Source organism: Erythrobacter donghaensis (genome assembly GCF_001557325.1).
Classification (GTDB): Bacteria; Pseudomonadota; Alphaproteobacteria; order Sphingomonadales; family Sphingomonadaceae; genus Erythrobacter; species Erythrobacter donghaensis_B.
On record NZ_LSJS01000121.1, the window covers coordinates 1 to 10,114 of the forward strand.

Below are 10,114 nucleotides of genomic sequence, written 5' to 3' on the forward strand. Positions count from 1 at the left end.
CACCAGCGGCGCCTGGCGCTGCACCGCGAACTCGTCGGGCCGCGCGCGGTTGAACACCCCGCCATCGCCGCCGCACGCAGCGAGCAGCGCCGTCGAACCGGCCAGCAGGATCAGGGGTGCAGTCTTACGCATTGTGTGACTCTCCACGGGGGCTCTCCCCGGCTTGTGTGTCGCCCTTGTCGCGCAGCAGCAGGCTGCGCGCAAGGATGATGACGACGCCGATGGTGATCGCGGCATCGGCGATGTTGAAGATCAGGAAGGGGCGGAACCCCCCGATATGAAAGTCGGCATAGTCGATCACGTAGCCCAGCTCGTAACGGTCGCGAATGTTGCCGAGCGCCCCGCCGAGGATCAGCGCGAGCCCCGCGATCTCGCCCAGCAGCCGCTCGCGCATCATCCACACCAGCACCACGCCCGCGATCACCGCGGTGACCAGCACCAGCAGCCAGCGGGTCTCGAGGCTGCTCGCCTCGAACATGCCGAGCGAGACGCCGCGGTTCTCGGTGTAGGTGAGGTCGAAGAAGGGCAGGAGGTCGATATGTCCGACCTGTCGCAGCTTCAATGGCCCGATCACGTACCACTTGACCGCCTGATCGACGAGCGCGACCAGCGCGGCGATGGCGAGGCCGATCAGCCGGTTGCGGGTGAACAGCGTGCTCATGCCGCAGCGTCCATCTGCGCCACGACGTCCTCGCAGCGCCCGCACAACGCCCCCTCTTCCGCCACGTCGGGCAGCAGGCGCCAGCAGCGGCCGCACTTGTGGTGGTGGGACTTGGAGACGGTCACCGCATCGCCCTGCCCGCGGGTGACTGTCGCGGTGATGAACAGCTCGGCGAGAGCCTCGTCGGTGACGCCCTCGGGCACCGCGCTGGCGGGGACCACCACCTCGGCCTCGAGGCTCGAGCGGATGGTCTTGTCGCGCCGCAGCGGCTCGATCGCCTCGTTGACCTGGTCGCGAAGGCTGCGCAGCGCGTCCCACTTGGCGCGGTCGGCGACGACGCCGGGGATGCTCGGCCACTCGAGCAGGTGGACAGAGCCGCGCTGGCCCGCCTCATCGACCTCGCCATCCTCGGGGTACCGCGAGAGCCACACCTCCTCGGCGGTGAACACCAGCACCGGCGCGGCATAGCGGATGAGCGCGTGGAACAGCAGGTCGAGCACGGTGCGGTAGGCGTTGCGCGTCGTCGAGTCCGGCCCGTCGCAGTAGAGGCTGTCCTTGCGGATATCGAAGAAGAAGGCCGAGAGGTCCTCGTTGCAGAAGTCCACCAGCAGGCGGGTGTAGGTGTTGAAGTCATAGGCCTCGGCCGCCGCCTTCAGCTTGCCGTCGAGCTCGGACAGCAACCCGAGGATGTAGACCTCGAGCTCGGGCAGCTCGCCCGCATCGCTCATGTCGCCCACGAACCCGTCGAGCGCGCCGAGCAGGTAGCGGAAGGTGTTGCGCAGCTTGCGGTACTGGTCGCCGACGCCCTTCAGGATCTCGTCGCCGATGCGGTGATCCTCGGTGAAATCGACCGAAAGCGCCCACAGCCGGATGATGTCCGCGCCGTAGGTCTCCATCACCTTCAGCGGGTCGATGGTGTTGCCCTCGCTCTTCGACATCTTGCGGCCCTTGGCGTCCATCGTGAAGCCGTGGGTGAGGATCTGGTCGTAGGGCGCACGGCCGCGGGTGGCGCAGGATTGCAGCAGCGAGGACTGGAACCAGCCGCGATGCTGGTCCGAGCCTTCGAGATAGAGGTCGGCGGGCCATTGCAGGTCCGGCCAGCGCCCGCTTTCGAGCACGAAGGCGTGGGTACAGCCAGAATCGAACCACACGTCGAGAATATCGGTGACCATCTCGAATTCGGCGGGATCGTAATCGGGGCCGAGGAACGCCGCCTTGTTGGCGCTGTTCCACGCGTCCATGCCTTCCGCATTCACCGCCGCGACGATGCGGGCGTTGACCGCGGGGTCCTGAAGGTAGGAGCCGTCAGGCCGCACGAACAAAGTGATCGGCACGCCCCACGCGCGCTGACGCGAGAGCACCCAGTCGGGCCGCCCCTCGACCATCGCGCCGATGCGGTTGCGGCCCTTTTCGGGGATGAATTTTACTCGGGCGATTTCGGCGAGGGCGGTGCTGCGGAGTGTAGAGCCCCTTCCCTCGAGGGAAGGGGTTGGGGATGGGTGTTCGGCGGTCGCGGAGGGCGGACCCCCCACCCCCGGCCCCTCCCCCGAGGGGAGGGGAGAATCCATCGGCACGAACCACTGCGGGGTGCAGCGGAAGATCACCTTGGCCTTGGAGCGCCACGAGTGAGGGTAGGAGTGCGCGTAGTCCGCGCTCGCGGCAAGCAACGCGCCCGCTTCGCGCAGGTCGGAACAGATCGGGCCATCGGGCGCGTTGAACTTGGGGTTGATGACGCTCATGCGCCGCTCGTCCGCGCCGCCGAGCCAGCCCCAGTCGTCGCGGTAGCGCCCGTCGTCCATCACCGCGAAGACGGGGTTGATGCCGTTGGCCTTGCAAAGCTCGAAGTCGTCCTCGCCATGATCGGGCGACATGTGGACGAGGCCGGTGCCGCTATCGGTGGTGACGAAATCGCCGGGGAGCAGCGGGCGCGGCGCGGCGTAGAACCCGCCGAGGTGGTGCATCGGGTGGCGGGCGTGGGTGCCGGCGAGGTCTTTGCCTTTGCCACGCCATTCCTCCTGAAAGACAGGCGAGGTCTGGCGGATGTGAGTTGCAGAAAGATAGCTGCTCACGCGGCGCTTAAACTCTTCGACCAAGCTCTTCGCCACAAGAAACCTTCGGCCCATCCATCGACTTAGATCGGGGTGTAAATCGATCGGCTCACCGGGTTCAGCTCTACCCACTTCAATCAGTGAAAGCGACTTTACGACAACATACTCAACCTCCGGCCCATAAGCTAAAGCCTGGTTCACCGGGATCGTCCACGGGGTCGTCGTCCAGATCACCGCGTAAGCGCCGACCAGTTCAGGGACGTTCGGACACTCAACAATCTCGAACGCCACGTCGATCTGGGTCGAGGTGATGTCCTCGTATTCGACCTCCGCCTCGGCGAGCGCGGTCTGTTCGACCGGGGACCACATCACCGGCTTCGAGCCGCGGTAGAGGTTCCCCGCCTCGGCCAGCTTGAGCAGCTCGGCGACGATCACCGCCTCGCTCTCCTTCTGCATGGTGAGGTAGGGGTGATCCCAATCGGCCATGATGCCGACGCGCTTCAGCTGCGAGCGCTGCACGTCGACCCAGTGCTGCGCATAGGCGCGGCATTCGTCGCGGAAGGCCTTGACCGCCGCCTCGTCACGCCCCGCGCCGGTGAGAACGGGCTTGGCCTTCTTGTCCTTGCGGTACTGCTCCTCGACCTTCCACTCGATGGGGAGGCCATGGCAGTCCCAGCCGGGCACATATGGCGCATCGCGGCCCAGCAGGTTCTGGGTGCGGCAGACCATGTCCTTGAGGATGTGGTTCAGCGCGTGCCCGATATGCATGTCGCCATTGGCGTAGGGCGGGCCATCGTGGAAGATGAACTTCTCCCGACCCTTCCGGGACTTGCGCAGCGCGTCATAGAGCCCGATCTGCTCCCAGCGCGCGGCAATGCCCGGCTCCTTCTGGGGGAGGCCGGCCTTCATGGGGAAATCGGTCTTCGGCAGGAAGACGGTGTCCCGGTAATCGCGCGCTGCGGTATCGTCGGTCATAGCGGCTGCGCGCTTAGAAGGCGGCGGGCCTCGGCGCAATCCTTGTCCATCTGGGCGATCAGCGCCTCGAGGCTGTCGAACTTGGCCTCGCCGCGCAGGTAGTGGTGGAAGGCCACCTCGATCTCCTGCCCGTAGAGGTCGCCGGCAAAGTCGAAGAAGAAGGGCTCGAGCAGCTCCTTGGGCGGTTCGAACTGCGGGCGGATGCCGATATTGGCCGCGCCCTTGAGCACCTCGCCGGTCGCCAGGATGCGGCCTGTGACGGCGTAGATGCCGTATTTGGGGCGCAGGTAATTCTCCACGCCCAGATTGGCGGTCGGATAGCCGATGGTGCGCCCGCGCTTGTCGCCGTGTTCGACAATACCGCGGATCGCGAAGGGCCGGGTGAGCAGCCGCGCGGCCTCCTGCGGGTCGCCGCCGCGCAGCGCCTCGCGGATACGGCTGGAGGAGACGACCTCGCCCCCTTGCGCCACCGCCTCCACCACGCGCGATTGCAGCCCGAGTTCGCCGCCCAGCGTGCGCAGCAAGTCGACATTGCCCTTGGCACCCTTGCCGAAGGTGAAGTCGCCCCCCGTCACCACCCCGTGAGCGCCGAGGCGTTCGACGAGGATCGCCCGGATGAAATCCTCGGCGCCCGTCCCCGCAAGCTCGGCATCGAAGTGGAACACCAGCATCGCGGTCGCCCCCGCGGCGAGGTAGAGCTCCTGCCGCTGCTCGAGCGTCGTCAGGCGGAAGGGCGGCACATCGGGCTTGAAGAAGCGCACCGGGTGGGGATCGAAGGTGGCGATGATCGAGGGGCGGCCCTCGGCATGGGCCCAGGCGATCGCCTCGCCCGCGACGGCCTGGTGGCCGCGGTGGAACCCGTCGAAATTGCCGAGCGCGACGACCGCGCCGCGCAGCGAATCCGGCATGGGTTCGCGGTGATCGAGCCAGCGCATCAGGCGAGGGCCTTGCGGAAGGTGAGGAAGGAGAAGGCGGGATAATCGCCCGCCGCCGCATGATCCTCGCGCGTGGTCTCGTGCCATCCGGGGCCGAGCGGGGGCATGAAGGTGTCGCCCTCGTAGTCGGCGTGGATCTGGGTGAGTTCCACCCTGTCCGCGAGCGGCAGGAAGGCCTCGAACACCGCCGCCCCGCCGATCACCGCGATGGTCTCGCCGCCCGCGAGCGCCAGCGCGGCATATGGATCGGCCGCAAGCTCCGCCCCCTCGGCCCGCCAACCGGCGTCCCGCGAGAGCACGATGTGCCGCCGCCCGGGGAGCAGCCCCGGCAGGCTCTCGAAGGTCTTGCGGCCCATGATCATCGGCAGGCCCATGGTCAGCGCCTTGAAACGCTTGAGGTCCGCAGGCAGCCGCCACGGCAGGTCGCCACCGAGGCCGATCGCGCCATTGGCAGCGCGGGCGTAGATCAGCATGATGTCTCGGCTCATTTCACCGCGTGCCCCACGCGGGTGACGTGGCCCATCTTGCGCCCCTCGCGCACCTCGCGCTTGCCGTAGAGGTGGAGGTGCGGCTCGCCCGGTTCGGCGAGGATCTGGTGCGCGGCAAGCGCCTCCTCGCCGACGATGTTGCGCATCTCGATCGCCTCGAAGCGGGTCTTGGTGCCCCCCAGCGGCAGGCCGGCGATCGCGCGGATGTGGTTCTCGAACTGGCTGGTGGCCGCGCCCTCGATCGTCCAGTGGCCGGAATTGTGAACGCGCGGGGCCATCTCGTTGAACACGGGCCCCTCGCGCGTGGCGAAGAATTCGAGCGTGAGCGCGCCGACATAGCCGAGGGCTTCGGCCACCCTCGCTGCGAGCGCCCGCGCGGCCGGAACCTGCGCCTCGACCAGCGCCCCCGCCGGCAGCACCGAGCGCGAGAGCATCCCGCCCTCGTGCAGGTTCGCGGTCGAATCCCAGAACCGAATCTGCCCATCGGCCCCGCGCACCAGGATCACCGAGAACTCGGTCTCGTAGGTGACGAAGCCCTCGTAGATGCAGGTCACGCCGGGGAAGACGAGCGCCCCCGCCTCGATCGCGGAGCGCACCCGCCACTGGCCCTTGCCGTCATAGCCGTCGCGCGCGGTCTTGAGGATGCCGGGGATGCCGACGCTGCGAATCGCGGCGGCAAGGTCGGCGGCGCTCTCGACCTTGGCATGCGGGGCGGGCGTTCCGCCGAGGTCAGCCGCGAAGGCTTTCTCGCGCAGCCGGTCCTGCGCCACCTCGAGCGCGCGCGGCGGGCAGGCGAGCAGGTGCTGCGGCAGGGCGGCAACCGTGCCCAGCGGCACGTTCTCGAACTCCCAGGTCACCACGTCGCAAGCCTGCGCGAAGCGCGCGAGCGCCGCCGCATCGTCCCAACCGGCGGTGATGAAATCCGCGCAGGCATCGGCCGCGACATTGTCGCCCTCGGGCGCATAGCCGACCGCCCGGTAGCCGAGCTGCAAGGCGGCAACCGCCATCATCCGGCCCAGCTGCCCGCCGCCGAGAATGCCGATGGTGGAGCCGGGTGCGAGCATCAATCCTCCGGGGTCTCGCCGACACCCGCGCTCTTGGCGGCGCGCCAGTCCTGCAAGCGCTCGGACAGCGCCTCGTCGCCCAGCGCGAGGATCGCGGCGGCGAGCAGCCCGGCGTTCTTCGCCCCGGCCTCGCCGATCGCCAGCGTGCCGACGGGAATGCCGCCGGGCATCTGGACGATCGAGAGCAGGCTATCCATGCCGCTCAAGGCCTTGGACTGCACCGGCACGCCCAGCACCGGCAGGTGCGTCATGCTGGCGATCATGCCGGGGAGATGCGCCGCGCCGCCCGCGCCCGCGATGATCACGCTGAACCCCTCGCCCTCGGCCCCCTTGGCGAAGGCCACCATCCGGTCCGGCGTGCGGTGGGCCGAGACGATCCGCGCCTCATAGGCCACCTCCAGCTCGTCCAGCACCTCGGCGGCGCATTGCATGGTCGGCCAGTCGGACTGGCTGCCCATCACGATCGCGACCTTCCCCCCGGCAGCTTCCATCAGGCGTCCTTCAGATAGTAGCGGGTCCCCACGGGCGCGCTGCCTTCGAATTCGTAGACGATCGGCTGGCCGGTCGGGATCTCGAGATCGGTGATGTCCGCGTCCGAAATCCCCGAGAGGTGCTTGACCAGCGCGCGCAGGGAGTTGCCGTGCGCGGCGATGATCACCGTCTCGCCGCTCGCGAGGACGGGGAGGATCGTGCTTTCCCAATAGGGCAGCACGCGCTCAATCGTCAGCTTCAGGCTCTCGGTGTTCGGGATCGCGATCCCGGCATAGCGCGGGTCGGCGGCGAGATCGAACGCGCTCCCCGCTTCCAGCACCGGCGGGGGAATGTCGAAGCTGCGGCGCCAGATCTTGACCTGTTCGTCCCCGTGTTTGGCGGCGGTCTCGGCCTTGTTGAGGCCCGTCAGCCCGCCATAATGCCGCTCGTTGAGCCGCCAGTCCTTGACCTCGGGGATCCACAGCCGCCCCGCCGCTTCCAGCGCCAGGTGCAGCGTCCGGATCGCGCGGGTCTGCAGGGAGGTGAAGGCATAGGTCGGCAGCACGCCCTTGTCGCGCAGCAGCACGCCCGCGGCGGTCGCCTCGGCCACGCCCTTCTCGGTCAGGTCGACATCCCACCAGCCGGTGAAGCGGTTTTCGAGGTTCCACTGGCTCTGGCCGTGGCGGACGAGGATGAGCTTGGGCATGCTGGCTCCGGCAATTCGTCGGGAGCGCGCTGCGTTAGCTTTCGCGAGGGCGATTGGGAAGGGGCTGCGCACCATCCGAATCGCCCTCCGCGCCTGCAACCGCCCGCGCTTGCGCCTTCCTGCGCCGCAAATTCTCGCGCAGCTTGGCCGCGAGCCGCTCTTCACGCGACATATTCCTGGCGTTGCCTTCACTCATGTGAAAGCCATTGCCGCTAAGAATCCGCCCGCTCAAGTAGCAAAGCGGTAGCGCGACAAGAACGCCCGCTTGACATAGCGGCGGCGCGCGACAATAGGGCGCGCCTGTTTCCGGCGCTGCTGTAGCTCAGTGGTAGAGCGCACCCTTGGTAAGGGTGAGGTCGGGAGTTCAATCCTCCCCAGCAGCACCATATTCAGGCGGGCCGTCGCCGCAAGGCAACGTTTCGCGGCAGATGGCGCCCCGGGGTTTTGACCTCCCCCGCCATGCCCCTATGCCGCCTGGCGTGACGCCAACCTCCCACGCCCCCGATCTCGAACTCTGGCCCATCGGCAATTGCCAGGTCAGCGCGCTCGTCGACCATGAGGGCGCGATCGTGTGGGCCTGCGTGCCGCGGGTGGACGGCGATCCGGTGTTCTGCGCGCTGATGAACGGCACCAACCGCGAGGCCGGGATCTGGCGGTTCGAACTGGTCGGCCAGGTCAGCGCCAGCCAGAGCTACATCCGCAACACCCCGATCCTCGTCACCCGGCTGGAGGCCGAGGATGGCAGCGCGGTCGAGGTGCTCGACTTCTGCCCGCGTCACGAGCGGCATGGGCGGATGTATCGTCCGGTGGCGATCAGCCGGATCGTGCGGCCGGTCGCGGGCAGCCCGCGCCTGCGCGTGGTGCTCACCCCGATGCGCGATTACGGCGCGGCGTTGGTCGAGACCACCCACGGCACCAACCACATCCGCTATCTCGTCGGCCCGCAGGCGCTGCGGCTCAGCACCGATGCGCCGGTCGGCTACATCCTCGAGGCGCGCAGCTTCCGGGTGGAGGAGGACCTGCATTTCTTCCTCGGCCCGGACGAGCCCTTCACCGGCAACCTGCGCGAAGAGATCCGTCGCAGCGAACAGGCCACCCGCGGCTATTGGCAGCGCTGGGTGCGGGGGCTGGCGACGCCGGTCGAATGGCAGGCCGAAGTGATCCGCTGCGCTATCACCCTGAAGCTCTGCCAGCACGAGGAGACCGGCGCGATCGTCGCCGCGCTCACCACCTCGATCCCGGAAGCGCCGCATTCGCAGCGCAACTGGGATTACCGCTACTGCTGGATCCGCGATTCCTATTACACCGTGCAGGCGCTCAACCGCTTGGGCGCGCTCGATGTGCTCGAAAAATATCTCGCCTATCTCAGGAATATCGTCGACGCGGCCAAGGGCGGGCAGATCCAGCCGCTCTACTCGGTGATGGGGGTGGCCGAGCTGACCGAGACCACCGCTCCGGCACTGGCCGGCTATCGCGGGATGGGGCCGGTCAGGGTCGGCAATGCCGCCTACCTCCAGGTGCAGCACGACTGCTACGGCCAGATCGTGCTGCCCACGGTGCAGGGCTTCATCGACCAGCGCCTGCTGCGCATCTCGGACGAGCGCGATTTCGAGAGCCTCGAGACGGTCGGCGAGCTGGCCTTCGCGATGCACGACCAGCCCGACGCAGGGCTCTGGGAGTTCCGCACCCGGCAGGAGGTCCACACCTATTCGGCCGTCATGAGCTGGGCCGCCTGCGACCGGCTGGCGATGGCGGCGGACTGGCTGGGCAGAACGGACCGCGCGGCTTTGTGGCGCGAGCGTGCAGACACCATCCGCGCCCGGATCGAGGCCGAGGCCTGGAAGCCCGACGGCGGCGATCACGCGGGCGGGGGCGGACATTACGGCGCGAGCTTCGAGAGCGACTACCTCGATGCGAGCCTGCTGCAGATGGTCGAACTGCGCTTCCACGCGCCCGATAACCCGCGCTTCCTCGCCACTTTCGCGGCGGTCGAGCAGCAGCTGCGGCGCGGCGATTTCATGCTGCGCTACGCCGCCGAGGACGACTTCGGCCCGCCCGAGACCGCCTTCAACGTCTGCACCTTCTGGCTGATCGAGGCGCTCCACCTCGCCGGTCGCAGCGAGGAGGCGCGCGGGCTGTTCGCGACGATGCTCAGCCGCACCACCGCCTCGGGGCTGCTGAGCGAGGATCTCGATTACAACACCGGCGAATTGTGGGGCAATTTCCCCCAGACCTACTCGCTGGTGGGGGTGATCAACTGCGCGGGGCTGCTGTCGAAACCGTGGAGCGCGGTGCGATAGCGGCAACCGAAGGACGAGGCTTGTCCTTGTGGTTCGCTGGTAGAGCGCACCATTGGTAGCGGAGTCGCGCAGGCGCGGCGTCGAGGCTTGCAAGAACATCCTTTCCGCCACCCCGCCAAGTGGCCATTCCGGCCAGTCATGGAGCGGATGCTTCAGGCATTTCAGTGGTTAATGACCCGTTTTCAAGCTTCTGAATTCTTGCCATAAAGTTTCCGCGTTTACCTGAAATTATCCGTGAAAATCCGAGATTCGACCCCGTTCGCGCGTTGGCAGGAGGGGACACAATCATGGGTTCGGGTCATGGGAAATCGAAAGCTCTGCGGCTGGCATCGGCCTTTGCGCTGGCTATGCTGCTGGCCGGTTGCGGCGGCGGCGGCGACAGCTCGGGCGCGCCGCCTGCGACCGGAGGCACGCCGACCACGGCCGGAGGCGTGGCGGTTGGTGCCGGGGTCGGCGGCGAACGCCA

Annotated in this window: 8 protein-coding genes, 1 tRNA gene and 1 pseudogene; 2 read left to right on the top strand and 8 right to left on the bottom strand. The window is 67.8% G+C overall.

From position 1 onward, the window contains the following. From AX692_RS19550 to gpmA, 8 genes and pseudogenes are all read right to left on the bottom strand, one after another. A pseudogene (locus AX692_RS19550) lies at positions 1 to 132 on the bottom strand (DUF3035 domain-containing protein); the annotation flags it as partial. Next, complete coding sequence (lspA, locus tag AX692_RS06585; RefSeq protein ID WP_073975842.1) at positions 125 to 661, bottom strand: signal peptidase II; 537 nt, start codon at positions 659 to 661, stop codon at positions 125 to 127. The pseudogene AX692_RS19550 and the gene lspA, both read right to left, overlap by 8 nt. Next, a complete protein-coding gene (gene ileS, locus AX692_RS06590; RefSeq protein WP_073977595.1) occupies positions 658 to 3,684 on the bottom strand; it encodes an isoleucine--tRNA ligase in 3,027 nt (1,008 codons plus the stop codon). The genes lspA and ileS overlap by 4 nt, the downstream gene beginning before the upstream one ends. Next, positions 3,681 to 4,619: a bifunctional riboflavin kinase/FAD synthetase gene (locus AX692_RS06595; RefSeq protein ID WP_073974219.1), complete on the bottom strand. Its 939-nt coding sequence runs from the start codon at positions 4,617 to 4,619 to the stop codon at positions 3,681 to 3,683. The genes ileS and AX692_RS06595 overlap by 4 nt, the downstream gene beginning before the upstream one ends. Continuing rightward, complete coding sequence (locus AX692_RS06600) at positions 4,619 to 5,107, bottom strand: dihydrofolate reductase (protein WP_073974218.1); 489 nt, start codon at positions 5,105 to 5,107, stop codon at positions 4,619 to 4,621. The genes AX692_RS06595 and AX692_RS06600 overlap by 1 nt, the downstream gene beginning before the upstream one ends. Beyond that, positions 5,104 to 6,171, bottom strand: a complete 1,068-nt coding sequence (locus AX692_RS06605; RefSeq protein WP_073974217.1) for a 5-(carboxyamino)imidazole ribonucleotide synthase — start codon at positions 6,169 to 6,171, stop codon at positions 5,104 to 5,106. The genes AX692_RS06600 and AX692_RS06605 overlap by 4 nt, the downstream gene beginning before the upstream one ends. Continuing rightward, positions 6,171 to 6,662 carry a 5-(carboxyamino)imidazole ribonucleotide mutase gene (gene purE / locus AX692_RS06610; RefSeq protein ID WP_073974216.1) on the bottom strand — a complete coding sequence of 164 codons (492 nt, stop codon included), beginning with the start codon at positions 6,660 to 6,662 and terminating at the stop codon, positions 6,171 to 6,173. Before purE ends, AX692_RS06605 begins: the two co-directional genes overlap by 1 nt. Beyond that, positions 6,662 to 7,348 carry a 2,3-diphosphoglycerate-dependent phosphoglycerate mutase gene (gene gpmA / locus AX692_RS06615; RefSeq protein WP_073974215.1) on the bottom strand — a complete coding sequence of 229 codons (687 nt, stop codon included), beginning with the start codon at positions 7,346 to 7,348 and terminating at the stop codon, positions 6,662 to 6,664. The genes purE and gpmA overlap by 1 nt, the downstream gene beginning before the upstream one ends. 311 nt (positions 7,349 to 7,659) lie before the next feature. On the opposite strand from gpmA, the gene AX692_RS06620 reads away from it, so the two are divergent. After that, positions 7,660 to 7,734 (top strand) — tRNA-Thr (locus AX692_RS06620). A gap of 93 nt (positions 7,735 to 7,827) precedes the next feature. Then, positions 7,828 to 9,648, top strand: coding sequence for a glycoside hydrolase family 15 protein (locus AX692_RS06625; protein WP_230959608.1), 1,821 nt, complete (start codon positions 7,828 to 7,830; stop codon positions 9,646 to 9,648). Positions 9,649 to 10,114: the final 466 nt, after the last annotated feature.

Excerpts from the sequence above, each read along its gene's own strand:
- gpmA (WP_073974215.1), bottom strand. The coding sequence starts at position 7,348 with ATGCCCAAGCTCATCCTCGTCCGCCACGGCCAGAGCCAGTGGAACCTC.
- purE (WP_073974216.1), bottom strand. The coding sequence starts at position 6,662 with ATGGAAGCTGCCGGGGGGAAGGTCGCGATCGTGATGGGCAGCCAGTCC.
- AX692_RS06600 (WP_073974218.1), bottom strand. The coding sequence starts at position 5,107 with ATGAGCCGAGACATCATGCTGATCTACGCCCGCGCTGCCAATGGCGCG.
- lspA (WP_073975842.1), bottom strand. The coding sequence starts at position 661 with ATGAGCACGCTGTTCACCCGCAACCGGCTGATCGGCCTCGCCATCGCC.
- ileS (WP_073977595.1), bottom strand. The coding sequence starts at position 3,684 with ATGACCGACGATACCGCAGCGCGCGATTACCGGGACACCGTCTTCCTG.
- AX692_RS06605 (WP_073974217.1), bottom strand. The coding sequence starts at position 6,171 with ATGCTCGCACCCGGCTCCACCATCGGCATTCTCGGCGGCGGGCAGCTG.
- AX692_RS06595 (WP_073974219.1), bottom strand. The coding sequence starts at position 4,619 with ATGCGCTGGCTCGATCACCGCGAACCCATGCCGGATTCGCTGCGCGGC.